28 protein-coding genes and 2 pseudogenes are annotated in these 25,500 nt (G+C 69.9%); 16 read left to right on the top strand and 14 right to left on the bottom strand.

The features are described 5' to 3' along the window. Positions 1 to 10: 10 nt before the first annotated feature. Positions 11 to 265, top strand: coding sequence for a DUF3175 domain-containing protein (locus AC1DO7_RS11280; protein WP_441612137.1), 255 nt, complete (start codon positions 11 to 13; stop codon positions 263 to 265). A gap of 24 nt (positions 266 to 289) precedes the next feature. Here the strand turns inward: AC1DO7_RS11280 and AC1DO7_RS11275 are convergent, their stop codons facing one another. After that, positions 290 to 685 (bottom strand): copper resistance protein CopQ, encoded by a 396-nt coding sequence (locus AC1DO7_RS11275; protein WP_441612138.1) that lies wholly within the window; start codon positions 683 to 685, stop codon positions 290 to 292. A 108-nt stretch (positions 686 to 793) separates the two neighbouring features. Beyond that, positions 794 to 1,243 (bottom strand): cupin domain-containing protein, encoded by a 450-nt coding sequence (locus tag AC1DO7_RS11270; protein ID WP_441612139.1) that lies wholly within the window; start codon positions 1,241 to 1,243, stop codon positions 794 to 796. A 443-nt stretch (positions 1,244 to 1,686) separates the two neighbouring features. Between AC1DO7_RS11270 and AC1DO7_RS11265 the strand changes: the two genes are divergently transcribed. Continuing rightward, complete coding sequence (locus tag AC1DO7_RS11265; protein WP_477116116.1) at positions 1,687 to 2,892, top strand: NAD(P)/FAD-dependent oxidoreductase; 1,206 nt, start codon at positions 1,687 to 1,689, stop codon at positions 2,890 to 2,892. A 199-nt stretch (positions 2,893 to 3,091) separates the two neighbouring features. Here AC1DO7_RS11265 and AC1DO7_RS11260 read toward each other — a convergent pair whose 3' ends face one another. From AC1DO7_RS11260 to AC1DO7_RS11250, 3 genes and pseudogenes are all read right to left on the bottom strand, one after another. Continuing rightward, entirely contained in the window at positions 3,092 to 3,643 is a 552-nt protein-coding gene (locus AC1DO7_RS11260; RefSeq protein WP_441612141.1) for an RrF2 family transcriptional regulator, read from the bottom strand. A 221-nt stretch (positions 3,644 to 3,864) separates the two neighbouring features. Further along, positions 3,865 to 4,386 carry a LysR family transcriptional regulator gene (locus AC1DO7_RS11255; protein WP_441612142.1) on the bottom strand — a complete coding sequence of 174 codons (522 nt, stop codon included), beginning with the start codon at positions 4,384 to 4,386 and terminating at the stop codon, positions 3,865 to 3,867. Between the two features lie 91 nt (positions 4,387 to 4,477). After that, a pseudogene (locus tag AC1DO7_RS11250) lies at positions 4,478 to 4,957 on the bottom strand (SDR family NAD(P)-dependent oxidoreductase); the annotation flags it as partial. Positions 4,958 to 5,206: 249 nt separating this feature from the next. Here AC1DO7_RS11250 and purT point away from each other — a divergent pair. After that, on the top strand, positions 5,207 to 6,412 hold the full coding sequence (gene purT, locus AC1DO7_RS11245; protein ID WP_441612145.1) for a formate-dependent phosphoribosylglycinamide formyltransferase: 1,206 nt from the start codon (positions 5,207 to 5,209) through the stop codon (positions 6,410 to 6,412). Between the two features lie 78 nt (positions 6,413 to 6,490). Beyond that, complete coding sequence (locus AC1DO7_RS11240; RefSeq protein ID WP_441612146.1) at positions 6,491 to 7,207, top strand: aspartate/glutamate racemase family protein; 717 nt, start codon at positions 6,491 to 6,493, stop codon at positions 7,205 to 7,207. Between the two features lie 69 nt (positions 7,208 to 7,276). Here AC1DO7_RS11240 and AC1DO7_RS11235 read toward each other — a convergent pair whose 3' ends face one another. Next, positions 7,277 to 8,080, bottom strand: coding sequence for a GntR family transcriptional regulator (locus AC1DO7_RS11235; RefSeq protein ID WP_477116115.1), 804 nt, complete (start codon positions 8,078 to 8,080; stop codon positions 7,277 to 7,279). A 165-nt stretch (positions 8,081 to 8,245) separates the two neighbouring features. On the opposite strand from AC1DO7_RS11235, the gene AC1DO7_RS11230 reads away from it, so the two are divergent. Genes AC1DO7_RS11230 through AC1DO7_RS11205 form a run of 6 tightly spaced genes read left to right on the top strand, consistent with a single transcriptional unit; the run spans position 8,246 to position 13,876 of the window. Then, positions 8,246 to 9,145 (top strand): isocitrate lyase/PEP mutase family protein, encoded by a 900-nt coding sequence (locus AC1DO7_RS11230; RefSeq protein WP_477116114.1) that lies wholly within the window; start codon positions 8,246 to 8,248, stop codon positions 9,143 to 9,145. Positions 9,146 to 9,147: 2 nt separating this feature from the next. Beyond that, positions 9,148 to 10,548 carry a 3-isopropylmalate dehydratase large subunit gene (gene leuC / locus AC1DO7_RS11225; protein ID WP_441612149.1) on the top strand — a complete coding sequence of 467 codons (1,401 nt, stop codon included), beginning with the start codon at positions 9,148 to 9,150 and terminating at the stop codon, positions 10,546 to 10,548. A 2-nt stretch (positions 10,549 to 10,550) separates the two neighbouring features. After that, a complete protein-coding gene (gene leuD, locus AC1DO7_RS11220) occupies positions 10,551 to 11,177 on the top strand; it encodes a 3-isopropylmalate dehydratase small subunit (protein ID WP_441612279.1) in 627 nt (208 codons plus the stop codon). Then, positions 11,174 to 11,797, top strand: coding sequence for a YbhB/YbcL family Raf kinase inhibitor-like protein (locus AC1DO7_RS11215; RefSeq protein ID WP_477116113.1), 624 nt, complete (start codon positions 11,174 to 11,176; stop codon positions 11,795 to 11,797). Before leuD ends, AC1DO7_RS11215 begins: the two co-directional genes overlap by 4 nt. A gap of 38 nt (positions 11,798 to 11,835) precedes the next feature. Beyond that, entirely contained in the window at positions 11,836 to 12,852 is a 1,017-nt protein-coding gene (locus tag AC1DO7_RS11210; RefSeq protein WP_441612151.1) for a tripartite tricarboxylate transporter substrate binding protein, read from the top strand. A 37-nt stretch (positions 12,853 to 12,889) separates the two neighbouring features. Continuing rightward, positions 12,890 to 13,876 (top strand): tripartite tricarboxylate transporter substrate binding protein, encoded by a 987-nt coding sequence (locus AC1DO7_RS11205; RefSeq protein WP_441612152.1) that lies wholly within the window; start codon positions 12,890 to 12,892, stop codon positions 13,874 to 13,876. Here AC1DO7_RS11205 and AC1DO7_RS11200 read toward each other — a convergent pair. Then, positions 13,873 to 15,441: an MFS transporter gene (locus AC1DO7_RS11200; RefSeq protein WP_441612153.1), complete on the bottom strand. Its 1,569-nt coding sequence runs from the start codon at positions 15,439 to 15,441 to the stop codon at positions 13,873 to 13,875. The genes AC1DO7_RS11205 and AC1DO7_RS11200 overlap by 4 nt on opposite strands. A 200-nt stretch (positions 15,442 to 15,641) precedes the next feature. On the opposite strand from AC1DO7_RS11200, the gene AC1DO7_RS11195 reads away from it, so the two are divergent. Further along, positions 15,642 to 16,532 (top strand): LysR family transcriptional regulator, encoded by an 891-nt coding sequence (locus AC1DO7_RS11195; RefSeq protein WP_477116112.1) that lies wholly within the window; start codon positions 15,642 to 15,644, stop codon positions 16,530 to 16,532. Between the two features lie 64 nt (positions 16,533 to 16,596). Here the strand turns inward: AC1DO7_RS11195 and AC1DO7_RS11190 are convergent, their stop codons facing one another. Continuing rightward, positions 16,597 to 17,226 (bottom strand): LysE family translocator, encoded by a 630-nt coding sequence (locus AC1DO7_RS11190; RefSeq protein WP_441612156.1) that lies wholly within the window; start codon positions 17,224 to 17,226, stop codon positions 16,597 to 16,599. A gap of 129 nt (positions 17,227 to 17,355) precedes the next feature. On the opposite strand from AC1DO7_RS11190, the gene AC1DO7_RS11185 reads away from it, so the two are divergent. Continuing rightward, positions 17,356 to 17,817 carry an Lrp/AsnC family transcriptional regulator gene (locus AC1DO7_RS11185; RefSeq protein WP_441612158.1) on the top strand — a complete coding sequence of 154 codons (462 nt, stop codon included), beginning with the start codon at positions 17,356 to 17,358 and terminating at the stop codon, positions 17,815 to 17,817. Positions 17,818 to 17,835: 18 nt separating this feature from the next. On the opposite strand, the gene AC1DO7_RS11180 is transcribed toward AC1DO7_RS11185, so the two are convergent. Next, positions 17,836 to 18,219: a hypothetical protein gene (locus tag AC1DO7_RS11180; protein ID WP_441612159.1), complete on the bottom strand. Its 384-nt coding sequence runs from the start codon at positions 18,217 to 18,219 to the stop codon at positions 17,836 to 17,838. A gap of 261 nt (positions 18,220 to 18,480) precedes the next feature. Here AC1DO7_RS11180 and yfiR point away from each other — a divergent pair, with 261 nt between their 5' ends. From yfiR to AC1DO7_RS11160, 4 genes are all read left to right on the top strand, one after another. Then, positions 18,481 to 19,065 carry a regulatory sequestration protein YfiR gene (yfiR, locus tag AC1DO7_RS11175; RefSeq protein ID WP_441612160.1) on the top strand — a complete coding sequence of 195 codons (585 nt, stop codon included), beginning with the start codon at positions 18,481 to 18,483 and terminating at the stop codon, positions 19,063 to 19,065. Beyond that, on the top strand, positions 19,062 to 20,342 hold the full coding sequence (gene dgcN, locus AC1DO7_RS11170) for a diguanylate cyclase DgcN/YfiN (RefSeq protein WP_477116111.1): 1,281 nt from the start codon (positions 19,062 to 19,064) through the stop codon (positions 20,340 to 20,342). Before yfiR ends, dgcN begins: the two co-directional genes overlap by 4 nt. An 89-nt stretch (positions 20,343 to 20,431) precedes the next feature. Continuing rightward, positions 20,432 to 20,938: an outer membrane lipoprotein YfiB gene (yfiB, locus tag AC1DO7_RS11165; protein ID WP_441612163.1), complete on the top strand. Its 507-nt coding sequence runs from the start codon at positions 20,432 to 20,434 to the stop codon at positions 20,936 to 20,938. 203 nt (positions 20,939 to 21,141) lie between these two features. After that, the gene (locus AC1DO7_RS11160) at positions 21,142 to 22,122 is read left to right on the top strand and encodes a hypothetical protein (RefSeq protein WP_477116110.1); all 981 of its coding nucleotides are present in this window, start codon (positions 21,142 to 21,144) and stop codon (positions 22,120 to 22,122) included. Between the two features lie 28 nt (positions 22,123 to 22,150). Here AC1DO7_RS11160 and AC1DO7_RS11155 read toward each other — a convergent pair whose 3' ends face one another. The 5 genes and pseudogenes from AC1DO7_RS11155 to AC1DO7_RS11135 form a co-directional block, all read right to left on the bottom strand. Beyond that, the gene (locus tag AC1DO7_RS11155) at positions 22,151 to 22,648 is read right to left on the bottom strand and encodes an FAD synthase family protein (RefSeq protein ID WP_441612165.1); all 498 of its coding nucleotides are present in this window, start codon (positions 22,646 to 22,648) and stop codon (positions 22,151 to 22,153) included. Positions 22,649 to 22,775: 127 nt separating this feature from the next. Further along, on the bottom strand, positions 22,776 to 24,110 hold the full coding sequence (locus tag AC1DO7_RS11150) for an ATP-binding protein (protein ID WP_477116109.1): 1,335 nt from the start codon (positions 24,108 to 24,110) through the stop codon (positions 22,776 to 22,778). Continuing rightward, complete coding sequence (locus tag AC1DO7_RS11145; RefSeq protein WP_441612167.1) at positions 24,110 to 24,823, bottom strand: response regulator; 714 nt, start codon at positions 24,821 to 24,823, stop codon at positions 24,110 to 24,112. The genes AC1DO7_RS11150 and AC1DO7_RS11145 overlap by 1 nt, the downstream gene beginning before the upstream one ends. Before the next feature lie 27 nt (positions 24,824 to 24,850). After that, complete coding sequence (locus AC1DO7_RS11140) at positions 24,851 to 25,144, bottom strand: EF-hand domain-containing protein (RefSeq protein ID WP_441612168.1); 294 nt, start codon at positions 25,142 to 25,144, stop codon at positions 24,851 to 24,853. A 130-nt stretch (positions 25,145 to 25,274) separates the two neighbouring features. Continuing rightward, a pseudogene (locus AC1DO7_RS11135) lies at positions 25,275 to 25,500 on the bottom strand (hypothetical protein); the annotation flags it as partial.

The following is a 25,500-nucleotide window of genomic DNA, read 5'->3' as shown; positions in this document are numbered from 1 at the left end:
GACGCATGGAATGTGCCATCGGGAAATCGGCCGCACTGTGCGCCGCAGGCGGCAGCGCCGCGGCAAGGTGGTGGCTCGCGGCAGACATGGTGTGCCAGGGTGTTCGCGGGCTGCCGACGACGTGGCGGATGTGCCGTTGCAGCCGGCGATGTCGATGCCCGGCTTCTGCATCGATCGCGCAGCCCGCCAGTTGCCGATGGCACGCCGCGCCACGCTCAATCAAGCCAGCCGCAAGTTGCGCGAGCCATGCGGTCGTCCGGCCTGAAGGGCGGGCGCTTCCGGCATGGTGTCATGCGCCGGCGGGCCGGACCCGCGCATGTTCGGGTTGCGAAGAGGGCCAGGCAAGATCGCGCCCGGCAAGCAGGCGGCCGCCTTCGGCACCCCTCGTTCCCGGATGGCCGGCGGCGCCTTCGGCGGCCGGGCTCATGGTGCGCGCCGGCGCCGCCGACACGCCGCTCTGGTCCTGGCCGGCGACGATGCGTGCCGGGTCCGCGGCAGGTGCGGCCTTGCCGTCGTGCATCCTGTCGGTAAAGGCATCCGAGGCCGGCCGATGCAGGTTGTAGCCGTACCTGTCCCCGGGATGCGTGCTTTCGCGCGGGCCGGTGGCTTGTGCCGCGCCCGATAGACAGGCGGCCACGAGACTGCCCGCGATCAGCAGGTCCTTGAAAATGAGATGCTTGTTCATGATGAAGATACTCTCCTTGCTGCTATAGATCCGCCTTGCCGGCGGGGTTGCGGGCCCCGGAGAGGTCCGGGTTCCGTTTCAAAGTCCGCTGCCTTCGCTTCCGCTTCCCTACTTCTTCTTGCCGAACTTCACGAGGTCCGTTTCCTTGGTGTCGGCAATGAAGATGGCAAGCATCTTCGCCGGCTCGGTGTCGCTGGCGTTCTCGCTCATGCGGTGGTCCACGCCCGGTGTTTCCGTCCAGCTCTCGCCGGCGTGGAAGACGTGCTCCTTGCCGTCGTCGATCTTGCTGCGGATGGCGCCTTGCAGCACATAGCCCACCACGAAGGCACCGCCGTGGCGGTGGCCGGGCGTCTTGCCGCCCGGCGGGTAGTCCACCACGATGGTCGTGATGGTCTTGCCCTGCACGTTGGCGATCGGATAGCGGAACGCCGGGGCGATGGTCTCGCGCGGCGCGGCGACCTCCGGCGCGGCGGCCGCGGGCGCGGGCGTCCCGCCCAGGCCGTAGCCGGCCAGCACTATTGCCAGCACATTCGCCAGCGTCACGGGTTGGAATTTCATGGTCTCGGCTCCTTGCTGCAGCCTTGAAGCGGGTTCGGCTGCTCCATAACTACGACTCGAGGTATCGTAGTTATGGAGCGTAGTCCGTTTCTGCGGACCGCGCAAGGCGATTTTCTTGCGTGCTGTCGGCGCGTGGGCCCACCGGATCACCGGGATCGCGAGCAGGACGCGCCACCTTCATGCGGGGTGCAAAAAAATTCTTGAATCTTTAAACTACGACAATTAGAATCGGAGTTATGGAAGGGCCCGCGGCAAAGCAGTGTTCCGGGCCAGAGTCCGAAGGGCGGCCGGCGCACCGGCTGCCCGGACGAGGGAAGGCTACGGACGCAGGCGCGAAACCGGTGCGGCCCATCCCCAACACCCTTCCAAGGCGGATCGGGCATGCGCGAGGCGCGGCTGCAGGTCCGGCGCAGTGACACTTGCAAACATCAATGGAGATGCATATGAGCAAACGTATCCTGGTAATTGGCGCCGGCTTCGCCGGCATGTGGGCCGCACTGAGCGCGGCGCGTCTGCTCGACCAGCAGAAGCGGACGGACGTCGAAGTCGCGCTGATCGCGCCGGCGCCGGAACTGCACGTCCGCCCGCGCCTGTATGAGGAAGCCCCCGGCCAGATGAAAGCCCCGCTGATGGATATCTTCAACTCGGTTGGCGTGAGCTTCATCCAGGGCACGGTGGAACGCGTCCACCACGATCGCAACGAAGTCGAAGTCGTCGGCGCGGATCAGGCGAAGTCGGTCCTGGCCTACGATCGCCTGGTGCTGGCCACCGGCAGCCGCCTGTTCCGCCCGGGCATCCCCGGCCTGAAGGAGCATGCGTTCAGCGTGGACCAGGTCGATGAAGCGGCGGAGCTCGAAGCCCWTATCAAGGCCCTCGGCGAACAACCTGACACGCCGGCGCGCAACACCATCGTGGTGGCCGGCGGCGGCTTCACCGGCATCGAGACCGCGGCGGAAATGCCGGCGCGCCTGCGTGCCGCGCTGGGCGCAAGCGCCGACGTGAACGTGATCGTGGTCGACCGCAATACCGAAGTCGCCGCCGAACTCGGCGCCGGCCCGCGACCCGTCATCTCGCAAGCGCTGGAAGCGCTCGGCGTGAAGTGGAAGCTCGGCTCCGCGGTGGCGTCGGTCGATGCCACCGGCCTGACCACGGCCGACGGCGAGCGCATCGACGCCAGCACCGTGATCTGGACGGCCGGCGTGCGTGCCAGCTCGCTGACCGAGCAGATCCCCGCGCAGCGCGACAACTTCGGTCGCCTGCACGTGGACCGCAACCTGCAGGTCAAGGGTGTGAAGAACATCTTCGCCACCGGCGACGTGGCCTACGCCGCCACCGATGACGAGGGCAACTACGCCGCCATGTCGTGCCAGCACGCCATGAACCTCGGACGCTCGGCAGGTCACAACGTGACCGCCGACCTGCTCGGTGTCGAGCCGATTCCCTACAGCCAGCCGAAGTACGTGACCTGCCTGGACCTGGGCCCGTGGGGGGCGGTCTATACCGAAGGATGGGAGCGCGAGGTGAAGATGGCCGGCGCCGACGCCAAGCAACTCAAGACCAGGATCAACACCGAATGGATCTACCCGCCCAGCGCCAACCGCGCCGACGTGTTCGAGGCGGCGGATCCCCTGCGCATCGTGGTTGCCTGAGCGCGGGTGCTTGTGTAGCGGGTTGGGTGTTCGCCCGCGGCGGTGCGCAGAGCCTTCGCGCCGCCGCGGGCGAAGCAAGTAGAAAAGCCGGCCGGTCCATTTGCGTGGACTGGCCGGCTTTCGTGTTCATGGCGCTTTCGCCGCGTAGCGGCAGCGGGGTGTGCGGGCCGGCCCTTGCCGGCGCCGCACCAAGCGGGTCTTACTTCCTTGCCTTGGGGGCCGCTTCCGCGCGGTCCCCCCGCCGGTTGACCGAGCGGTCGGTCAACCACTGCACCACATGCGGGCCGAAGCCGGCCGATGCCTTGGCCAGCGTCTTGTCGGCAAGATCCGCGAGCGTGTGCCTGGCCAGCTCCTGCCGCATGGTTTTTTCCGCGGACTGCATGACCGCGTGAATGGAGCAGACCCCGCGGGTCGCCCACGCAGGCGGCGCATCGGGGTCGAACAGGGCGCAGCGGGAGCGGATCTCGCGGCAGTCGAACAGCGGCTTGTCGCCGTCGATGGCTTCCACGACGTCCTGGACCGTGATCCTGGACGCGGGCCGGGCCAGCGCGAAGCCGCCCCGTATGCCTTCCGTGGCGACCACCAGCTCGGCCTTGGCCAGCTTGGTGAAGAGCTTGGCCAGGTACTCGACCGGCACGCCCTGCAACTCGGCGAGGTCGCGCACGCTGGCTTCCTTCACGCCGGCGGGGGTATCGGCAAGAAAGAGCATGCAATGCAGCCCGTACTCGACCCCTGTGCTGATGAATGACATGGCTTAACTAAGATGAATTGAATCGTAGTTTAAGCCTATACGGAATCGGGGCAAAGGGCAAGACCGCAGGCGACAAGGGGCCTGCCCGAGCACAGCGATGTGCGGCGCGCTCCGCCGGGCGAAACACATCGAGTCCGTTTGCGCAACGCGCCGGGACGGGGATCCGCCCTGGCCGGATGCGACGGGCCTCTAGCCCGCCAGCCCGGCGGCCAGGAAGTCGATCAGGGCCGCCACGCGCCGGCTCGGCGCGGTGCCGGGATACACGGCATAGAGATCCACGCGCTCGGCGATAAACTCGTCGAGCGCGCTTTCCAGTTCGCCGGACGCGAGTTCGCGGTGTCGATCAGGTCGACCACGCTGTCGTCGAACAGCAGGGTGATGCTGACCGCAGGGTGCAGTTCGAGGAAGCGGTCCAGCAGGGGAACGACGTGCGCGCGGCCGAAATCATTGGTGGCGGTCAGGCGGATAGGCCCGCGCAACGGGCCATCTTCATGCATGGCGCTGACCGAGGCATCCCAGTCCGCCAGCAGGCGGCGGGCATGCGCGAGGAAGCGCTCGCCTTCGTGGGTGAAGGCCAGGCGGCGGGTGGAGCGGGTGATCAGGCTGGCGCCGAGCTCATCCTCGAGTTGCTGCACCGCCAGCGTCACGGTGGACGTGGCGAGCGTGCGCTTGCGTGCCGCAGCCGAGAAGCTGCCAGCCTCCGCTACGTCCACCAGCAGGCGCAGCGCGTCCAGTCTGTCCATGGTTTCTTCGCCGGAATCCGAGTCCATGATGGTAGCGGATTCCCGGCAGGCATCCCCGGCGCAAGCGCACCGGGCCCCTCGTCGATACTTGTCAGGCGATGGTGTCCACCACGCCGCCATCGACGCGCAGCGCGGCGCCGGTGGTGGCGGAAGCCTGCGGCGAGCAGACATAGACGATCATGTTGGCGACTTCTTCCACGGTCGCCGCGCGCTGGATGATCGACGTCGAGCGGTGCGCCTTGACGAAATCCGCGGCGACCTGCTCGGGCGAATGGCCGGTCTTCTGCACCTCGTCCTTGAGCATCTGCGCGACGCCTTCGGACAGGGTCGGGCCCGGGAGCACGGCGTTGACCGTCACGCCGGTGCCGGCCAGCCGCTTGGCCAGGCCACGCGAGACGGCCAGTTGCGCGGTCTTGGAGAAACCGTAGTGGATCATGTCGGCGGGGATGTTCAGGCCCGATTCCGACGAGATGAACACGATCCGTCCCCATTTGTGCGCGACCATGGAAGGCGCGTAGGCGCGCGACAGCCGCACGCCGGACAATACGTTGACTTCAAAGAAACGCGTCCATGTATTTGCCACATGCCCTTCCTCCAAGGCAGCGCCGGACAAAGCACCTTTCGGCTGCGTTGAACGATGGCTGGCCATGCGGCGTGCATGCGGGGCCGGGGCTACGTCACGCCGCTCGGTCCGGCGAACCCGTCCGGGTGCGGCGAGCCATCCTGGCAGCAGGAAGTCCGCAAGCGCATCCGCAGATCGGCGGGCGCCGGCCCACGCCGACGTACAATTCCGCTTTTGACTCGCTTTCGACGCTCTCACATGACCACTCTCGGCACCCCTCTCTCGCCCAACGCGACCAAAGTCATGTTGCTGGGCTCCGGCGAACTCGGCAAGGAAGTCCTGATCGCGCTGCAACGGCTCGGCGTCGAGACCATTGCGGTGGACCGCTACGACAACGCCCCCGGGCAGCAGGTGGCCCACCACGCCCGCACCATCGCGATGAGCGATCCGGAGCAGCTCAAGGCGCTGATCGAAGCCGAGAAGCCTGACCTGGTGGTGCCGGAGATCGAAGCCATCGCCACGCCGATGCTCGAGGCGCTGGAGGCCGGCGGCGCGGTGCGCGTGATTCCCACCGCCCGCGCCGCGCGCCTGACCATGGACCGCGAAGGCATCCGCCGCCTGGCCGCGGAAACCCTTGGCGTACCGACCAGCCCCTACAAGTTCTGCGACTCGCTGGAAGAGCTGCAGGCCGCCATCGACGGCGGCATCGGCTACCCGTGCGTGGTCAAGCCCGTGATGAGCAGCTCCGGCAAGGGCCAGAGCAAGATCGACGGCCCTGAAGGCGTCAAGGCGGCATGGGACTACGCCATGGCCGGCGGCCGCGTCAGCCACGGCCGCGTGATCGTGGAAGGCTTCATCGATTTCGACTACGAGATCACGCTGCTGACGGTGCGCGCCGTCGGCGCCGGCGGCGAGGTCCAGACGCAGTTCTGCGAGCCCATCGGCCATGTGCAGGTGAGCGGCGACTATGTGGAGAGCTGGCAGCCGCATCCCATGCACCCGGCCGCGCTGGAGACCGCCCAGCAGATCGCGCAGGCCGTCACCGCCAACCTCGGCGGGCAGGGCCTGTTCGGCGTGGAGCTGTTCGTCAAGGGCGAGCAGGTCTGGTTCAGCGAGGTCAGCCCGCGCCCGCACGACACCGGCATGGTCACCATGATCACCCAGTGGCAGAACGAGTTCGAACTGCACGCGCGCGCCATCCTCGGCTTGCCGGTCAGCACCGCGCTCAAGAGCCCCGGCGCCAGCGCCGTGATCTATGGCGGCGTGGACGCCGCCGGCGTGGTCTTCGATGGCGTGGACGAGGCGCTGCGCGTGCCGCAGACCGAGCTGCGCCTGTTCGGCAAGCCGGAAAGCTTCGCCAAGCGCCGCATGGGCGTGGCGCTGGCCTACGACGCCGACGTGGAGACCGCCCGTGCCCGCGCCAAGGACGCGGCCAGCCGCGTCAAGCCCCGCATCGCCGGCTGACGGGCCGCACGCGCGACGCACCGCGCGCGGGCGCGCCGCGCACAGGATATGCCGCACCTTCCCACGGAGCCGATCCCCATGCCTGGCCATATCGGAATCGTCGCCTGCTCGGCCGAAGGCGCCGCGCTGTGCTACCGCACTATCTGCATGGAGGGCGCGGCCCTGCTCGGGCCGCACGCGCATCCCGAGATCTCGATGCACACGCCATCGCTGGCCGAATACGTCGGACACCTCGGGCGCGGCGACTGGGAGGCCGTGGGTGAGTTGATGCTCACCTCCGCCAGCAAGCTCGCCGGCATGGGCGCCGACTTCCTGATCTGCCCCGACAACACCATCCACCAGGCCATGGCGTACGTGGCGCCGCGCTCGCCGCTGCCCTGGCTGCATATCGCCGAGGTGGTCGCCGCCAGCGCGGCCGAGCGCGGCTTTTCCTGTCTGGGCATCACCGGCACCGCGTGGCTCATGGACAGCGAGGTCTACCCCGGGAAGCTCGCCGCGCGCGGCATGCGCCATATGCTGCCCGATGACGCCGAGCGCGACGAGATCGGCCGCATCATCATGGATGAACTGGTGAACGGCGTCGTCACGCCGCAAGCGCTCGCTTGCTTCCTGCGGGTGATCGCAAACATGAAGGCGAAGGGATGCGACGCGGTCGTGCTCGGCTGCACCGAGATCCCGCTGATCGTCAACGACGCCAACTCGCCGCTGCCCACGCTGGACTCGACACGCTTGCTCGCAAGGGCGGCGCTGCGGCGGGCGGTGGGTTGCCCGCAGCCTGCAAGCCCTGGACCCTGAACCCTTGCGTTCCTGAGTCCTTGATTCCTTGATTCCTTGGCGCCGCCAAGGCGCCAAGACGCCGGGGCGCTATTGCCCGGGCGCGTCGTGAACAAAGCGGCCGGCGCTGAGCGTGTTGACCTGGTCCGCCGAAATATCCATCAGGATCCGGCTTCGCTCAGGCGACATCTGCACCGTGATGTACAGGACCGGCCGCGACTCGGGATCATGCATCAGCCGCACCAGCTTTAGCAGCGGCGCTCCCACCTCGGTACGCAGCCAGCCGGCGAAGGCGGGATCGGCCGCCTGCGCCGTGATCTCCTGCACCACGCGGCCGAACTTCACGCCCTGGGCCTRCAGGATCTCGTAGAGCGCGTGCTTGCGCAGCGCCGCGGCCGTCACGCGCTTGCCCAGCGTGGCGGGCACCCAGGCATCGGTCAGCATGACCGGCGTGCCCGCCATGCTGCGCAGGCGCAGCGCGTGCAYGGCGCTCTCGCCCGGCTGGAGTTGCAGCAGGCCGGCAATATCCGGCGGCGGCACGGCGGTGCTCACGCCGAGCACTTCCACATCGGTTTCCAGCGCGGCCTTGCGCAGGCCGTCGATCACGCTGAGGCTGGGGCTGCTGCGCCCCACCGGCGCATCGGGACGCACGAAGGTGCCCAGGCCGTGCCGGCGTTCGACGATACCCAGCGCGGCCAGGTCCGCCAGCGCGCGCCGCACGGTGATGCGCGATACCCCGAAGCGCTCGCACAGCGCTTCTTCCTTCGGCAGCGCGCCGGTCTGCGCATAGACGCCGCGCGTGATTTCGTCACGCAACACGATGAACAACTGGCGATGCAGCGAGGTGCCGGGCGCATGGCCCAGCGGCGAGGCGGTAGAGGTGGTGCGCGACATGGGATGGCGGATGGGTGGCGTGGGGAGCATAGCACAAGGACCTTGCGGGTTTTTCCCCTCCTTGACGCACCCGAGTAGTTGTATCTAGAATATAAACACATAAACACGAACCGGACAGCAGCCGCTGATCCGTCACCCACCGAACGGCAGAACAGGATCCACCCGATGACTCCCGCAGCCACCCTCCGCCAGCGCCTCCAGGCGCCCGGCATGATCATCGCCCCGGGCGCCTATGACGCCATCGGCGCACGCCTGATCGAGCAGGCCGGCTTTGCCGCCTGCTACATGACCGGCGCCGGCACCTCGGCCGCGCGCGGCTTTCCCGATTTTGGCCTGCTGACCATGAGCGAGATGGTCGAGAATGCCGCGGTGATGGCGCGCGCCACGGGCATCCCGCTGATCGCGGACGCCGACACCGGCTACGGCAATGAACTGAACGTCACCCGGACCGTGCGCGAGTACGAGGCGCGCGGCGTGGCGGCAATCCATATCGAAGACCAGGTCGCGCCCAAGCGCTGCGGCCACCTCGACGGCAAGGAAGTGGTGTCGCGCGAGGCGTTCGTCTCCAAGATCCGGGCCGCGGTGCAAGCGCGCCGCACGCCTGACTTCGTCGTCATCGCGCGTACCGATGCGCGCGCCGTGCTGGGCCTGGACGAAGCCGTGTGGCGGGCCAACGCCGCGCTCGAGGCCGGCGCCGACATGGCCTTCGTCGAGGCCGCGCAGACCCTCGAGGAAGTGGCCGCGGTACCAAGGCTGGTGCGCGGCCCCTGCCTGCTCRATGTGGTGCCCGGCGGCCGCACGCCGATCTTCGACCTGCGCGAGGCCGAGGCGATGGGCTACAAGCTGGCGATACTGCCCGGCCTGATGCTCAAGGCGGCCATCGAGGCCGGGGACGCCGCGCTGGCCGAACTCAAGTCGAGCTTCACCGCGCCGGCCGTATCGGCCAGCGTGGGCCAGACCTTCCGCCGCTTCGGCGCCGACGAATGGGACGGCCTGCGCCAGCGCTTCAACGCCGGCGCGCGCGCCACCAGCCCCGACGCGCCGGCCGGCGCCAGGGCAGCCTGACCATGGCCCGCACTCTGTTCGACAAGCTCTGGGATGCGCATGTCGTGCGCGAACTGGGGGACGGCTGGGCCCTGCTGCATATCGACCGCCACCTGCTGCACGACCTGTCCGGCCCGCCCGCGCTGGGCGAGGTGGCCGCGCGCGGCTTGCCGCTGCACGATCCGGCGCTGGTGTTTTCCACGCCGGACCACGCGGTATCCAGCCAGCCGGGGCGCGACGGCCATACCTTCCCCCTGGGCGGACGCTTGTGGACCGCGCTGCGCGATCAGTCGGCCGCGGCCGGCGTGACGATGTTCGATCTCGGCCAGCCGGGGCAGGGCATCGTCCACGTGATGGGCCCCGAGCTGGGCATCGTGCTGCCGGGCCTGACCGTGATCTGCGGCGACAGCCACACTTGCACCAACGGCGGCCTGGGTGCGATGGCGTTCGGCGTGGGCTCGTCGCAGAGCACGCATGCGCTCGCCACGCAGACGCTGCGCCAGCAGAAGCCGCGCCGCATGCGCATCCGCTGCGACGGCGTGCTGGCCGAGGGCATCACCGCCAAGGATCTGGCGCTGCATATCATCGCCAGGCTCGGGACGGCCGCCGGCGTGGGCCATGCCATCGAGTTCGCCGGCACGGCCATCGACGCGCTCGATGTGGAAGGGCGCCTGACGCTGTGCAACCTCAGCGTCGAGCTGGGCGCGCGCTTCGGCATGGTGGCGCCGGACGAACGCACCATCGAGTGGCTGCGCGGCCGCCCCCATGCCCCGGCCGGCGACGCCTTCGAGGCCGCCGCCGCCTACTGGCGCACGCTGGTCAGCGACGACGGCGCGGTCTTCGACCACGAGGAAGCGATCGATGCCAGCGAGGTGGCGCCCACCATCACCTGGGGCACCAGCCCCGAGCACGCCATCCCGGTCGGCGGCACGATCCCGGACCCGGCCACCGCGGCCGACCAGCCGGCGCGCGATGCCATCGATGCCGCGCTCGAATACATGGGCCTGGCAGCCAACGCGCCGATTGCCGGCACGCCGGTCGACTGGGTCTTCATCGGCTCGTGCGCCAACTCGCGCTTGTCCGACCTGCGCGCCGCCGCCGCCGTGGCGCGCGGGCGCCGCGTGGCGCCAGGCGTGACCGCCTGGGTGGTGCCGGGCTCGGAGAACGTCAAGCGCGCGGCGGAGGCCGAAGGCCTGCGCGCCGTGTTCGAGGACGCCGGCTTCGCGTGGCGCGAGCCGGGCTGCAGCATGTGCGTGGCCGCCAACGGCGAGCAGGTCCCGCCGGGGCAGCGCTCGGTGTCGACCTCCAACCGCAACTTCGTCGGGCGCCAGGGACCGGGCGCCCGCACCCACCTCGCCAGTCCCGCCATGGCCGCCGCGGCTGCGGTGACCGGCTGCATCACCGATGTGCGCAACCTCCGATGACAATGCAACCTTTCACCGTGGTAACGGGCGCCGCCGCGCCCCTGATGCGGGCCAACGTCGACACCGACGTGATCATCCGCATCGAGCGCCTGACCAGCCTGTCGCGCGAGGCGCTGGGTCCGTACGCGCTGGAGGCGCTGCGCTATCGCGCCGACGGCAGCGAGGACCCGGACTTCGTGCTCAACCGGGCTGTGTTCCGGAGCGCGCCGGTGCTGCTGGCCGGCGCCAACTTCGGCTGCGGCTCCTCGCGCGAGGGCGCGGTGTGGGCGCTGATGGCCATGGGCGTGCGCTGCGTGATCGCGCCGAGCTACGGCGACATCTTCTACAACAACTGCTTCCAGAACGGCATGCTGCCGATCCACCTGCCGGCGCAGGCGGTGCAGGCGCTGGCCGCCCAGTGCGCGCGCGGCGCTGCGCTGCGGGTGGACCTGGTGACAGCCACGCTGACCGCGCCCGACGGCACTGTCATCGCCTTTCCGATCGACCCGCTGCGGCGCGAAGCATTGCTGCACGGCCTGGACGATATCGGCCTCACGCTCAAGGACGATCACCTGATCCGCGCCTGGCAGCAGGCGGACCGCGCGCGCAGGCCATGGGCGTGGACGGTGGAACGCAAGAGCGCGCCATGACAAGCCGGATGCCGCCCCCCTGGGTAGTGCGCTGGATCGGCCTGCTGCTGCGCGGGCGCCATGCCGGCGATACCGCGCTGGCCTGCAACGATGCATCGCTAGCGGCGCTGCCCGCCACGCTGGCGTTGCGCAGCCCCGCGTTTTCCGATGGCGGCGCGATGCCGCTGCGCAGCGCCGGCACCGGCGTCGGCGCCAACCGTTCGCCCGCGCTGGACTGGAACCCGCTGCCGGGAGCCGCCACGCACTGGCTGCTGCTGGTGGAAGACCCGGACGTGCCGCTGGCCCGCGCGCTGGTGCATGCGCTGGCGTGGGGACCGGCCGCGYGGCGCGGCCTGGCCGAAGGCGCGCTCGCCGGCGGGCAGGCGCCGGCAGGCGTGACGCTGGCGCTCAACGGCCTGGGCGCGGCGGGCTATGACGGCCCGCGTCCCCTGCACGGGCACGGCCCGCACCGCTACGTGTTCCAGCTCTACGCGCTGTCGGCTTCGCCGCCCGCGGCGCTGGAGCGCGCCACGCTGGTGGCGTGGCTGCGCCGGCACGCCGTCGCGCGTGGCCGCCTCGACGGCGTGTTCCAGCGCGACTGGCGCGGCCGCGTGCTGGCGCCGGCCGCGGCGTTGCCGTGAGCGCCCGGATGTACCCGACAAAAACACAAGGAGACGACATGCAACCCAGTACCGAACAACAAGCCGGCCGCCGGCGCCCGGGGCCGGCGCCGGCAGCACTCGCCTGCGCGGCATGGCTGCTGGCCTGCGCCGAGGCACCGGCGATGGCCGCCGCAGCGCAGGCAGCCTGGCGCCCTGAGCGACCTGTCACCCTGGTGGTGCCCTACGCCGCCGGCGGCGGCACCGACGCCACCGCGCGCGCCGTCTCGAAGCAGCTCGGCGTGCTGTGGGGACAGCCCGTGGTGGTGGAGAACCTGCCCGGCGCCGACGGCCTGATCGGCACGCGCCGCGTGATGGAAGCCAGGCCCGACGGCTACACCCTGCTGCTGCAGGTGCCCGCCATCGTCGTCACCAAATACACGCCGGGCCTGAAAGGCATCGACCCGCTCGCGCGGCTGGAGCCTGTCACGGCCATCTCGCAGTCGCCCGCCGCCGTGGTGGCGAGCGGCAAGCTGCCGGTGAGGACCATGGCCGAGTTCGTGCAGTACTGCAAGGCAGTGGGCAGGGCGTGCTCGCTGGGCACCGGCGAAAGCGTGGCGCGCATCTCCGGCAGGCAACTGGCGGAAGAAACCGGCCTGCCCAATCTCATCATCGTCAACTACCGCGGCACCGGACCCATCGTCACGGACCTGATCGCCAACAACGTCAACCTGTCGTTTACCGGCATCACCGCGGCGCTGCCGCACTACAAGGCCGGCACGCTGCGGATCCTGGCCACCCAGGGGCAAAAGCGCGCGGCCGCGCTGCCGGAAGTGCCCACCACCGCCGAGGCCGGCTACCCGCAGTTCCAGTCGGTCACGTGGTACGGCCTGTTCGCGCCGAAGGGCACCCCGGCCGCGGTCACGCAGGGCGTGGTGGCCGCGCTACGCGAAGCCGTGAAGGACCCGGACGTGCAGAAGACCATCGCCGCCGCCGGCGCCGAGCCGGTGGTCAACTCGCCCGCCGAGTTCGCGACCCAGGTGCGCCAGGACAGCGAGCGACTCGGCGCGCTGGTCAAGCGCTACCCGTTCGAGTAGGCATGCCGCACGGCAAGGCAACGACCAGGAGCAAGACATGAAGCATTCAACCGACCGGCGCGCCGCAATGACGCGCGCCGCCGCGTGCCTGGCGCTCGCGCTGGCGGGCCTGCCCGCCTTTGCGCAGCCACGGTGGCCAGCCAGGCCAATCCGCCTGGTGCTGCCGTTCGCGGCCGGCGGTCCGGGCGACATCACCACCCGCATGATCGCGCGCGCGCTTGGCGCGCAGCTGGGCCAGAGCGTGATCGTGGACAACAAGCCGGGCGCGGGCGGCATCATCGGCACCGAGTTCGTCGCCAAGAGCGCGCCGGACGGCTACACGCTGCTGATCGCCGGCAACGGCGCGGTGGCCAACGCGCTGTTGCGCCCGAAGATGCCCTATGCGGACAGCGACCTCGTGCCCGTGGTCAGCACCAACGCCGCGCCGTCGGTGATGGTGGCGGGCAGCGCCGCGCCGTTCAGCGATCTCAAATCCCTGCGGGCCTATGGCAAGGCCAGGGGCGGCATCACGTTCGGCACCGCGGGCGCGGGCAGCACCGGGCATTTCGTCGCGGAGATGGTGCAGGCGGCGCTGGGCGTGCCGGTCACGCTGGTGCACTACAAGAGCGGATCGGAGACGCTCAACGCGGTGATCGGCGGCCAGATCGACCTGGCTTCGGAAGCGCCGGTGGGCGTGATGGGCTTCGTGCGCGGTGGCAAGCTGCGCGCGCTGGCGGTGGCCGACGACCAGCGGGCGCCGTCGCTGCCCGATGTGCCCACCACGGTGGAGCAGGGCTTTGCCGGCATCCGCATGGAGCATTGGGGCGGCATCTACGCGCCCCGGGGCACGCCGGGGCCGGTGCTGGACCGAATCGCGCAGGCCACGCAGGCCGCGTTCCAGGGCGACGCGGCCCTGCGCGCGCAGTTCGAGACCTATGGCTACCGGCCCGTGGCCGGCACGCGGGTCGAGTTCACGCGCTTTATCCAGCAGGAGAAAGCGCGCCTGGGCAAGATCGTGCACGATGCGCAGATGCGCATCGACTAGCCGGCATCACTCGCTACCTCCGCCGCCACTTTTTCGCGCGCCGGCTGGCGCACGGTGTTGTCGCGCATCAGCAGGCGCACCAGCACGGCACTCGTCAGCGCCGCCGCCGCGGCCACGCACAGCACCCACGAAAAGCCGCCCGCGAACGCGCCGCGCGCGAGCGGCGCCAGCGTGTCGCGCAGCGGCGGGGCGAAGGCGGCCAGCGCGCCGTCGAGGTCGCCGGCCGCCACGCGCGCCACGACGCGGGCAGCGGCGTCCTGCGGCAAGGCGCCGGGCGCCAGGGCGCGCAAGGCCGCATCGAACAGCGCTTGCATGTGCCAGGCCAGCAGGCCGGCGAGCAGGCCGAACGACAGCACGATGGCGCTGAAGCGGGTGGTGGTGCTGATGCCCGACGCCATGCCCGAGCGTTCGCGCGGGATGCAGGCCATGATGTTCTTCTGCGTATCGCCGTTGAGCAGGCCCGCGCCGCTGCCGGTGACCGCCATTGCCAGCGCGAATGGCAGGTAGCTCATGGTGGTGGCGGCCCACGCGCTCAGCAGGTTGCCCAGGCCGACCAGCACCAGGCCGGTCACCAGCATGGTGGATGCGTCGATCCGGTGCGACAGGCGCACGCCGATGCGCGGAAAGACCAGCATGGTCAGCGCGAACGGCAACATCGCCGCGCCCGAGGCGATGGCCGAGAAGCCCAGCCCGGTCTGCAGGTAGAGCGGGATCAGCGTCATCATCACCTGCGCGCAGCCGGCGTAGGCCGCCATCGCCAGCAGCGCGCCGATCAGGCGCGGGTTACGGAACAGCGACAGGTCCAGCATCGGCCGGCGCTGCACGCGCTGCGTGACGATAAAGAGCGCGAACAGCGCCGCGCCGCCGGCCACGCGCAGCAGCGTGTGCGGATCGCCCCAGCCGATGCGGTTGGCCTCGATCAGGGCCCAGATCATCAGGAACAGGCTGCCGCTGAAGGTGAGGGCGCCGCTCGCATCGATGCGCGCGGCGCCGGCATCGCGCGAGTTCTCCACATGCCGGATCACCATGGCGCCCAGCAGCAAGCCCACCGGCAGGTTCAGCAGGAACACCCAGCGCCAGCCCATGGTCTGGCTGATGATGCCGCCCAGCCCGGGCGCCACCAGCGTGGCCATGCCCATGCACGCGCCCCAGAACGCCCAGGCGCGGGCGCGCTCGCGCTCGTCGTGGAACGCATGCGCGATGGTGGCCAGGGCCGAGGTCAGCAGCAGCGCCGCGCCCACGCCCTTGGCCGCGCGCGCCAGGTTCAGCTGCAGGCTGGTGGCGGCAAGGCCGCAACCCAGCGAGGCCAGCATGAACACCGCCAGTCCCACCAGCAGCATGCGCTTGCGGCCGAACTTGTCGGCCAGGCTGCCCGCCGGCAGCAGGCCGCCGGCGAAGGTCAGCATATAGGCGCTGACCACCCATTCGATATCGGAGAACGTGGCATGCAGGTCCGCCGCGATGCGCGGCAGCGTGACGGCCACGATATTGGTGTCGAGCACGATCAGGGCGCAGGCGCCGGACGCCGTCAGGAGCGCCGCGCGGGAGCCGGTGCCGCCGCTCATGCTATTGCCCCCGATGAAACARTTGCGCCACTTGTGCCGCGCAGGCGGCCTTTTCGCCGCTGGTTCGCCGTATACCGCATGTCGTTGCTTCCTGTCTAGAGGAGCGCCAGCATACGTCTGGCCGTGGCCGGCGTTGTTGCGCTGGCCATGCTATTTTGTTGCCTACTAGCTAACAAAGCCTTGGGAGTGGTTGGCAACCAATGGAACTGCGTCATTTCCGCTACTTCATCGCCGTTGCCCAGGACCTGCATTTCACGCGGGCCRCGGCCCGGCTTGGCATTTCCACGCCCACCCTGACCAGGCAGATCCAGGAGATGGAGTCCGCGCTAGGGATCCGGCTGCTGGAGCGCAACCAGCGGTCGGTGGCGCTGACGCCGGCCGGCGAGGTGCTGCTGGTGGAAGCGCGCGCGGTGGTGGCGCAGTTCGAGTCAGCGCAACTGCATGCGCAGCGCGAGGCGCGCGGCGAAACCGGCGAGATCCATATCGGCTATGTGGCCTCGGCGGCGTATTCGGGCGTGCTGCAGCGGCAGGTGGAGGCCTTCCGCGCCGCTTGCCCCGATGTACGCCTGCTGGTGCGCGAGGCGCCGATGGACAGCCTGCCGGACCAGGTCAGGGATGGCCGGTTCGATATTGCCTACGTGCGCTCGCCGGTGCGCGTGCCCGAGGGCGTGGACGCGCTGCCGCTGGCCCCCGAAGGCTTCATCCTGGCGCTGCATGCCGCGTCCTGGCTGCGTGGCCTGCCCGAGATCCAGCCTGCGCATCTCAAGGAAGAGACGTTTATCCTGCCCGAGCAGGTCTCGGGCACGCTTTCCACCGCGGAGCAGGGCGGCTTCGCGCCGCGGCTGGGGCCGCAGCCCGGCGGGCTGGTCGCGGTGCTGACGCTGGTATCGCTGGGCGAAGGGGTGGCGATCGTGCCGAACGCGGTGGCCGGCCATATCAGCCTGCCCAGCCTGGTGTACCGCGAGATCGCCGGGCTCGGGGTGACTTCCTACCTCTCGCTGATGTCGCGCAGGCACGAACGGGGTGCGGCGATCCGGCGCTATATCGAACTGGTGTCGCGGCCGCCGCCCGGCCCGGAACCCGTTCGATGATGGCAGCCTCGGCGGCGCGGCAGACCGCCCGATGCGCGCCGGCGGGGCGGGCGGAGGCAGGCACTCACTCCATCGACAGCCGTGCCGCAAACGCCAGCAGCACCGCCGAGAACGACCAGCGCTGGACCGCCTGCGCGCGCGGGCTGCCGCGCAGCCAGGCGGCCATGCGCGCGGCGCCGAACACGCAGGCCAGGTCGAAGGCGATGCCGGTCAGCACCAGCACCACGCCAAGTTCCACCACCTGCGACCACACCGGCGCGCCGTGCGGATCGACGAACTGCGGCAGCAGCACCGAGCAGAACAACAGCGCCTTCGGGTTCAGCAGGCTGCTCAGCGCGCCGCGCGCGACCGAGGCGCGCAGGGGCGCGGCCGCGCCGGCGCCGCCCGCGCCGGTGTCGATGCCGAAGGCGGGGCTGCGCAGGATCTGGATGGCCACCCAGGCAAGGTAGAGCCCGCCCGCCACGCGCACGCCCTGGTAAAGCCACGGCGCGGCGCGCAGCAGCGCGGCCACGCCACAGGCAGACAACGTGACATGGGTGGCGCGCGCGAGCGCCAGCCCGGCCGCGTTGGCCAGGCCATGGCGGACGCCGCGGCTGGTGCTGGTCTGCAGCACCAGCGCCATGTCGGGGCCGGGCAAGGCGTAGACCACGGCCAGCGCGCCAATGAACGTGAGCAGCAGGTGAAGCGAAACCATGATGCACTCCTGTCGGGGATGGCGTCATGATGACGCACGGCGCGGAGGGATTTTTGGCGTTTTTCCACGGAAAAGTTATGGAAATTGGGGGAATGCGCTAATCTTCCGGGATTCCGTGGAGGCAGGACGATGGAACTCGATAAAGTGGATCGCGCGATCCTGATGGCGGTACAGGCCGACGGCCGCGCCACCAACGCCAGCGTGGCGGAATCCGCAGGGCTCAGCGAGACGCCCTGCGCGCGCCGGCTGAAGCGGCTGGAGGCGGAGGGCTATATCGAGGGCTATCGCGCGTTGCTGTCGCGGCAGGCGCTCGGGCTTGGAGTGATGGCGTTCACGCAGGTGCGCTTCGGCGTGCACAGCCGCGAACTGTCCGACCGCTTCGAGCGCGAGGTGCAGGCGATTCCGCGCATCATTTCCTGCCATAACGTCTCCGGCAGCGCGGACTACCTGCTGCTGGTGGTGTCGCGGGACCTGGACGACTACGGCATCTTCATGCGCGATGTGCTGCGCACCTTGCCCGGCGTGACGGCCGTCGAGTCGATGCTGTCGCTGCGCGAGGTCAAGCGCAACGCGGGTTTGCCGTTGCTCTGAAGGCAGGCGGGGCGCCCTTCAGCCCTCGCTGTCCCCGCCGCGATGCCGGGCCGCCAGCGCTACTTCGCGCGCCACCGCGAAGCACAGCAGGGCCGCCGCCGTGGCCAGGATCGCCAGCGTGATCGCCAGTTGCCTCCCGTGCCACAGGCCGCCGAACCACTGCGAAAACTCGGCCGCCAGCACCGCTGCCTTGCCGCCGATGCGCTCGAGCTGGAAATCGTATTGCCGCTGCCAGCCCGGGCCGTACAGCAAGTCGGCGGAGGCCTCTTCGCGCGCGGCGTTCAGGTAGATCAGCGCAGCACCGATCCAGCCCGCGCCGAGGATGACGGCGCCCAGCAGGTAGAGCCGGGCCGGCAGGGTCAGGCGCTTGCGCGCGGGCGGCGGGGTTTCGGTCTCGTTCATTGGGGCGCGGGGTCGTGCCTGGATGTTCCAGGCATTGTAGGCAAAGTCCGCCTAAGCCTCCGCCCCCGCCTCCGTCCCGGCCGTGCGCCGGGGTAAATATCGCTGCCGGCGCGCCGATATAGGGAGTGGGCTAGCAAGGCTTGCGGGTGCGTTGCATCGGCGCGCTGCCGTTTTTCTAGCCAGAGCCAGACCGGCGCGCATGCTGCGACCTGGTCTGCCCCGAACAAGACAATTGGCAGGCACCCCTCCTTGCCCCATTCCATGGCTACTGACCCAGGCGATGCGAGCAACCGCTCGAAGCGCTTGCGCCGGCTTCTTCTCTTGCGCATCGTGCCGGCCCTGTTCGCGGCGCTGCTGTGCGTGCAGCCGCCCGGCGCCGCGGCCGATACGGCCCAGCCGCGCTCCGAGGCGGTGATGCGCACCGTGTACAGCCTGCTCGGCTATGCGCGCTGGCCCGTCGAACGCGAGGTGCTGCGCCTGTGCGTGGACAGCTCGGCGCGCTACGCCGGCAAGCTGTCCGACGGCGGCACGCTGGCCAGCGGGCGCCCGATACAGTCGCGGCGCATCGATGTCATGGCCGCGGGCTCGATGACAGGCTGCGACTCGGTCTACCTGGCCGCGATGACCGACGCCAGCCGCAAGAAGGTCGCGGCCGATCTGGGCGGGCGCCCCGTGCTGGTCATCACCGAAGAAGACTTCGAGTGCGAGGTCGGCAGCATGTTCTGCCTGAGCGTGGCGGACAACCGCGTCTCGTTCCGCGTCAACCTCGATTCCGTCGCGCGCAGCGGCATCCATATCCATCCCGGCGTGCTGCAGCTCGGGCGCCGGCGGGGGGCGGCGTCATGAGGCCGCGCTCCCGCCCCGGCGCGGCGGCCGCGCGCCCCACGCTCTACCACACGCTGCGCCGCATCCACCTGAGCGTGGCGCTGATCGCCGTCTGCACGGCGGGGCTCTCGCTCACGGCGCTCGGCCTGGCCGCACTGCGCGTCTACGCCGACCACAACCTGCACCTGATCGCACGCTCGCTCGCCTACACGCTGGAGGCCCCGGTGGTGTTCCGCGACCCGGCGGCGGCAAGCGAAGCGCTGGTGGCCATCGCCACCGCCGAGGTGGCGCAGGCCAGCGTCTACCACCGCGACAACCGGCTGCTGGCCGAATGGCATCACCCGGCCAACAAGCGCCTCGCCGGCCTGCAGCGCATGGCGAGCAGGCTGATGGCGCCAGGCCCGGTGGAACAGGTCATCCTGCACGAGACCCAGGTGGTAGGCACCGTGCGCCTGTCGGCCGATCCCGCCAAGCTGTTCCAGTTCGTGCTCAGCGGCCTGCTTGGCCTGCTGGCCTGCCTGTTGCTGACCGCGGTGAGCGCGCACTACATGTCGAGCCGCATGCTGGTGCATATCATCGAGCCGGTGCGCAACCTGATGCGCGTGGCCCACGCGGTGCGCTCCGGGCGCGCGTTCGACCAGCGCACGCCGCCGGCGCGCATTGCCGAGCTCAATGCGCTGGGCGAGGACTTCAACGGCCTGCTCGACGAGCTCGAAAGCTGGCAGGACCAGCTGCAGCACGAGAATCGCTCGCTGGCGCACCGCGCCAGCCACGACAGCCTGACAGGGCTGCTCAACCGCGGCGCGTTCGAGGATGCGCTGCACCGCGCCGTGCGCTTTGCCGCGATTTCCCGCTCGCACGTGGGCGTGCTCTACCTGGACAGCGATGCGTTCAAGGAGATCAATGACACCTTTGGCCATGCCGCCGGCGACGAAGTGCTGGCCGGCATCGCCCAGCGCATCCGTGCCTGCCTGCGCGAGGGCGACCTGGTCGCGCGGCTGGGTGGCGACGAGTTCGCGGTGCTGGTCACGCCCCTGCGCCGGCCCGCCGACATCGTCCAGGTGGCCGAGCACATCCTGCAGCGCATGAAGGATCCGGTCCGGCTCAGCGGCGGCACCAGCATCGAGGCCTCGCTCAGCATCGGCCTGTCGGTGTTCCCGCAGCATGGGCAGAGCGCCGCCGAGTTGCTGCACAAGGCCGACGAGGCGATGTACGAGGCCAAGCGCGGCCGCGGGCGACGCTGGCAGATCGCGGAGCCGGGACTGGTTGCCGGCGAGCCCGTCGCCGAGCCGCAATAGGCCAGTGCCGGGAGCAGGGTGCGCCGGCGCCGGCGCGAAAGCAGCGCCATGGGCGCCGTACAAATCGCAAAGAGGATAGGAGAAGCATCGTGTCATCGAACCTGTCGGGAAGCGCAAGGCGATGCCTGGCCGCCGTCCTGGCCGCCGCCACGCTGGCCCTGGGCGCCTGCCAGAGCACGAGCGGCGCCGGGCTCAGCGTTCCGCAGATCGAGACGCTCAAGGAACAAGGCTTCACGCAGACCGAGAGCGGCTGGGAGCTGAACCTGTCCGAGAAAGTGCTGTTCGGCCTGAACGAAGACACCATCGGCACCGACCACGAGGCGATCGTGCTGCGCATCGGCATGGCGTTGAAGAGCGCGGGCATCGGCCGTGTCCGGCTCGACGGCCACACCGACGACTCCGGCCCGGCCGACTACAACCAGCAACTCTCGGTGCGGCGCGCGCAGGCAGTGGCCAGGGTGCTGGCCGTGAATGCCTTCGCGGCGCAGGACATCGAGGTGCGCGGGCTGGGCAAGAGCCGCCCGGTGGCGGACAACCGCACCGCCGCGGGCCGCGCGGAGAACCGGCGGGTTGCCATCGTGGTGACGGTGGAGTAGGGGACGCGCCTTGCGTGAAGTTTGCGTGCAAGCCTGCCCGCTGATCCGGCGATTGCCCGCCGCGCATTGCGCCTAGACTGGCGGCTCCGCATCGACAACGCAGCAGCATRGACACACAACCGGCACCACATCCGGCCGGCCAGGGCGCCGCCCAGGCCGCCGCCCAGTTTGGCGCGCTGACCGCACGCCTGCAGCAAGGCGGCGTGCTGCCGCCGGACGATATTCGCCAATGGTGCCAGCTCGGCCTCGAACAGGGCTACGCCGCCGCCGTGCAGCAGGTCTGCCAGAACCTGCTGGCGGCGCCGCAGGCGCATCCGGCGCTCCTGCCGTACTGGTTGTTCTTCCTCGGCACCGCATTGCTGCATCAGCAGCGCATCGAAGAGGGCGTGCTGGTGGAGCGGCAGGCGCTCGAAGCCTTGTGCGCGGCGCCGCTGGTCCACAATCCGCAGCCCGCCATGCGCAAGCTTGCCGATCCGCAGGTACAGGCTCTGCTGTGGCAGGTGCTGGCGCAACTCGCGGGCAGCGGGGTGCGCGCCTTCGCGCATGCCGGCACCCTGCTCGGGCTGGTGCGCGAAGGCCGCCTGCTTCCGTTCGACAAGGACCTCGACCTGGGCCTGCTGGTGGCGGAACTGCCGGCCGCGCACGCCATCCTGAGCGCCCACGGCTGGCAGCGCCCGCAGCCTGTCTTCGCCATCGACAATATGGCGACCTACCATCATCCGCGCCTGGACGTGGTGCTGGACCTCTGCGGCCTGCAGCCGCAAGCGGATGGTGCCACGCTGCTGGGCGGCTTCTGGACCGGCGGCGGCACGCCCGCCAGCCACCAGCGCGTGACCCGCTTCCCCGGCCCGCTGCAACTTGAACAAGCCGGCAGCCCCGCCGGTCAGGTGTGGCAGCTGCAGGATCCGCATGGCTGGCTCGAGGCGGTCTATGGCAAGGCCTGGCGCGTGCCGGATCCGGCCTTCGACACCATCATCGGCGCGCATAACCTGCTTGGCTTCTCCGCCCTGACGCAGTGGTATGCCTACTCGCGCATCGCCAATGCCTGCCTGAACGGCTACTGGGAGAAGGCGCTGCGGCTCGTGCGGCTGGTGCTGGAGCGCCATACGCCGRAAGACAGGCTGCTGCTGCGCATCGGCGGGGTGCTCGAAGGCCGGCTGGCCGGGTTGCGCCCGCCAGCCTGAAGCGCCGCGCCCGCACCGCTACGCACCGTTAAGCGGCGCGCTCCAGGCTGGCCAGAATGCGCTCGCGCAGCGCCGTGGTCGAGACCTCGCTGGCGCGCGGCGTCCAGCTCAGCCCGATGCCGAGCGCCGCCAGCCGTGGCGCCAGCCGCTCCCAGCGCGCGCTGCCGCGCCAGTCCTCGCCGATGAAGACGTGATCGACTCCCAGGTCCGCCACCCAGCGCACCGCGCCTTCGGTGTCATCCAGCCCGCCCGGCTGGAGCAAGGCCTCGTCCACCCACCCCAGCCCCCGCACGATTTCCAGCCGCTCGGCCTCCGGCACGGCCGGCGTGCGCCCCTTCCTGGCCAGCACGGTGGCATCGCGCGTGACCACCGTCACCAGCGTGGCGCAGCGCGCGCGGATGTATTGCAGGTAGCGCAGGTGGCCGACATGGAAGAGATCGAACACGCCCACGGCCAGGCCGCGGGCCGGGAGCGCGTAGAGAGGCAGGGTGGTTGCGCCGTGCGTGTGTGGCAGGTTGTCGGTCATGGGTGAACGCTGTCGGGGATGGCTTGCCGGCGGGGACCGCACGGCGGGATCGCCCGCGATGATAGTGCGGTGGGGCGCAGGGCAATCGAGGGAATAAGGGGGGGATTGGGGGCGGCGTGTCCCGCCTCTACGCGGAATGCCCTTTCAGCGGCAGTGCCACCACCGCTTCGAGACCGCCGYCGTCGCGCGCGCGGAACCGCAGCGAGCCGCCATGCAGGCGCGCGATGCGTTCGACGATCGCGAGTCCGAGCCCGRTGCCGCCCGAATGGCCGCGCGCGTTCCTGCCGCGGCTGAACGGCGCCTTGAGCTGTTCCAGTTCCTCCGCGCCGATGCCGTTGCCCCGGTCGCACACGGCGACGTACGCCGTATCGCCTTCGGCCCAGGTGCGCACGGCAAAACCCGCCCGTCCGTAGACGACCGCGTTCTGCATCAGGTTCATCAGCAGGCGCATCAGGCTTACCGGCCTGAACGGGAACACCGGCATGCCGCCGAGCGACAGCTCGAACTCGTGCCCGAGCCCCGCGAAATCCGCCGCGAGCTGGCTGATGAGCGCATCGACATCGCCGGGCTGCGGGACCTCGCGCTCGCCGCTGCCCGCGTAGTCCATGAACTGCTGGAGGATGGTGTCGATCTGGTCGAGATAGCCCTCCACCGATGCCACGAAGGTGTCGTCGGCGCCGCGCGGGATCGCCATCGCCATGGCGAGGCGCAGCTTGGTCAGCGGCGTGCGGATGTCGTGCGACACGCCGGCCAGCATCAGCGTGCGGGTCGCTTCGGCCTGTTGCAAGGCCTGCGTCATCTGGTTGAACGCGCCGCTCACCTGGGCGATCTCGGTCGGCCCGTCCGTGGGCAGCGGCACCGGGGCTTCGCCGGCGCTGACGTGGCGCGCCGCCCGTGCCAGGTCCTGCAGCGGACGGTTGATGTGCAGCTGGATCAGGTAGCCCGTGAGTGCCGCGAGCAACGCAAAGGCCGCCGACAGCGCGAGCGCGGCGGCGATGCCGCTCGCGCGCGCGTCTTCGGTCATCGGCAAGGCGATCCAGCTGGGCGCGCCGGCCACATGCACGCGGATCCATAGCCGCTCCGCGTCCCCCTCGCCGGTCTGCCATCGTACCGGCATGTCCGGCGGCAGATAGCGCTGCAATGCTTCCATGAAGACATCGCGCTGGTACGTACGAAAAATGCGGACCGGACTGGGCGGCGGCTCGAGTGCGACTTGCCCGGGCGGCTGCGCCATGGCGCCAAGCCGCGCGGCCGCCGCGCGGCCCTCGTCGGCCGGCATGGCGGCAAGCACGCCATCGAGCGTCTTCACGTAGTTGGAAAAGATGACCGCCGCGCGTTCGATGTGCGGGCGCTGCACGAAATGCAGCAAGACAGTGAGCGAGCAGACCTGGGTGAGCGCAACGAGCGCCACCAGCAAGGCGATGTTGCGCGCGAGCAGCGAACGGGGCAGCGCGAGCCGCATCACGACTCGATGCCGGCGATCAGCATATAGCCTACGCCCCACACGGTCTTGATGAAACGCGGCTTCGAAGGATCTTCTTCGAGGATCTGGCGCAGCCGCAGGATCTGCACGTCGATGCTGCGGTCGAGCGCGTCGTGGTCGCGGCCGCGGGCGCGCGCGAGCAGGTTCTCGCGGCTCACCGGCCGGTTCGGCGACGACCCCAGGGCGTGCAACAGCAGCATCTGCGCGGAATGCACCTCGACCGGTTCGCCGCGCAGCATCAGCGTCTGCTTGCCGACGTCGAACTGGAATTCGCCGAAGCGCAGGGTCTGCGAGGTCACGGTCGGCTCGCCGGCCGCCATTCTCTGCCTGCGCAGCAGCGCACGGATGCGCGCGACCAGCTCGTCCGGCACGAACGGCTTGGCGAGGTAGTCGTCGGCGCCGGTCTCCAGCCCGGCCACCCGGTCGACCGGATCGCCCTTGGCGGTCAGCATCAGGATCGGCAGTGTCTGTCCTTCGGCGCGTAGCCGGCGGCAGATGGTCAGGCCGTCTTCCGGCTCCATCATCAGGTCCAGCACGAGCAGGTCGTACGGCTCGCGCTGCAGGTAGCGGTCGAGGCGCTTGCCGTCGGCGACCACGCGCACCTGGAAGCCGTGCCCGGTCAGGAACCGTTGCAGCATATTGCGCAACTCGGCTTCATCATCGAGCACGATGATCCTGTTCGACTGCTCCATGGTGCGTCTCCGGCGATGATCGGGGAATCAGCGGGCCATCGATTTCTGTCTCATGAATTCCTCGATCTGCGCCAACGTGACGTAGCCGGCGCGCTGCGTGTCGATTTCGTCGAAGCGGCTGGCGACCATCGGCATGCCGGCCGCCGCCTGGTCCCGGGTCAGCTTGCCGTCGTGCGTCGTGTTGGCGCTGGCGAAGCGCGCCTGCAATTGCTGCATCGCACGCTCGATCCGGGCACCGCCACCCGCGGGCGGCGCGGCGACCTGAGCGGACGCGCCTGCAGAAACAATACACAAGATAAGAACTGCGATCATCTTCTTCATGATGGACTCCGTGGTGTAGCCGACACTCGGTGCCGGCCTGGTGATGGATGCCGAAGGGTTGAAAGGGCTGGAAAGACCGGAAGGACCGGAAGGACCGGAAGGACCGGATACCGGGTGGATGATGGTGCCGTTACGCCCAGTGCGCGGGTACCAGGACGCCGCCAGCCCAGTGCGCCGGTACCCATACCGCCGCACGCGGCGCCCGCGCGAAATAGACCGCGCGCGGCGCGACATAGACGACCCTCGGCGGCGGCGGTGCGACGTACACGACCTTGGGCGGCGGGGGCGCGACATACACCACCTTGGGCGCCGGCGCGACGTAGACCGGCTGCGGGGGCGGCGGCGGCACATAGGCC

Source organism: Cupriavidus sp. 05N40 (genome assembly GCF_056397305.1).
Note: the sequence above shows the minus strand (reverse complement) of the source record. Positions and strands in the feature narration are given on the sequence as shown.

What these genes read in the sequence shown, in the direction of transcription:
- dgcN (WP_477116111.1), top strand. Translation starts at nt 19,062, where the DNA reads ATGAGGCCGCGCTCCCGCCCCGGCGCGGCGGCCGCGCGCCCCACGCTC.
- AC1DO7_RS11280 (WP_441612137.1), top strand. Translation starts at nt 11, where the DNA reads ATGTGCCATCGGGAAATCGGCCGCACTGTGCGCCGCAGGCGGCAGCGC.
- AC1DO7_RS11240 (WP_441612146.1), top strand. Translation starts at nt 6,491, where the DNA reads ATGCCTGGCCATATCGGAATCGTCGCCTGCTCGGCCGAAGGCGCCGCG.
- AC1DO7_RS11140 (WP_441612168.1), bottom strand. Translation starts at nt 25,144, where the DNA reads ATGAAGAAGATGATCGCAGTTCTTATCTTGTGTATTGTTTCTGCAGGC.
- AC1DO7_RS11190 (WP_441612156.1), bottom strand. Translation starts at nt 17,226, where the DNA reads ATGGTTTCGCTTCACCTGCTGCTCACGTTCATTGGCGCGCTGGCCGTG.
- AC1DO7_RS11255 (WP_441612142.1), bottom strand. Translation starts at nt 4,386, where the DNA reads ATGGACAGACTGGACGCGCTGCGCCTGCTGGTGGACGTAGCGGAGGCT.
- AC1DO7_RS11270 (WP_441612139.1), bottom strand. Translation starts at nt 1,243, where the DNA reads ATGAAATTCCAACCCGTGACGCTGGCGAATGTGCTGGCAATAGTGCTG.
- AC1DO7_RS11200 (WP_441612153.1), bottom strand. Translation starts at nt 15,441, where the DNA reads ATGAGCGGCGGCACCGGCTCCCGCGCGGCGCTCCTGACGGCGTCCGGC.
- AC1DO7_RS11275 (WP_441612138.1), bottom strand. Translation starts at nt 685, where the DNA reads ATGAACAAGCATCTCATTTTCAAGGACCTGCTGATCGCGGGCAGTCTC.
- AC1DO7_RS11260 (WP_441612141.1), bottom strand. Translation starts at nt 3,643, where the DNA reads ATGTCATTCATCAGCACAGGGGTCGAGTACGGGCTGCATTGCATGCTC.
- AC1DO7_RS11180 (WP_441612159.1), bottom strand. Translation starts at nt 18,219, where the DNA reads ATGAACGAGACCGAAACCCCGCCGCCCGCGCGCAAGCGCCTGACCCTG.
- AC1DO7_RS11205 (WP_441612152.1), top strand. Translation starts at nt 12,890, where the DNA reads ATGAAGCATTCAACCGACCGGCGCGCCGCAATGACGCGCGCCGCCGCG.
- AC1DO7_RS11210 (WP_441612151.1), top strand. Translation starts at nt 11,836, where the DNA reads ATGCAACCCAGTACCGAACAACAAGCCGGCCGCCGGCGCCCGGGGCCG.
- AC1DO7_RS11145 (WP_441612167.1), bottom strand. Translation starts at nt 24,823, where the DNA reads ATGGAGCAGTCGAACAGGATCATCGTGCTCGATGATGAAGCCGAGTTG.
- purT (WP_441612145.1), top strand. Translation starts at nt 5,207, where the DNA reads ATGACCACTCTCGGCACCCCTCTCTCGCCCAACGCGACCAAAGTCATG.
- yfiR (WP_441612160.1), top strand. Translation starts at nt 18,481, where the DNA reads ATGGCTACTGACCCAGGCGATGCGAGCAACCGCTCGAAGCGCTTGCGC.
- leuC (WP_441612149.1), top strand. Translation starts at nt 9,148, where the DNA reads ATGGCCCGCACTCTGTTCGACAAGCTCTGGGATGCGCATGTCGTGCGC.
- leuD (WP_441612279.1), top strand. Translation starts at nt 10,551, where the DNA reads ATGCAACCTTTCACCGTGGTAACGGGCGCCGCCGCGCCCCTGATGCGG.
- AC1DO7_RS11185 (WP_441612158.1), top strand. Translation starts at nt 17,356, where the DNA reads ATGGAACTCGATAAAGTGGATCGCGCGATCCTGATGGCGGTACAGGCC.
- AC1DO7_RS11155 (WP_441612165.1), bottom strand. Translation starts at nt 22,648, where the DNA reads ATGACCGACAACCTGCCACACACGCACGGCGCAACCACCCTGCCTCTC.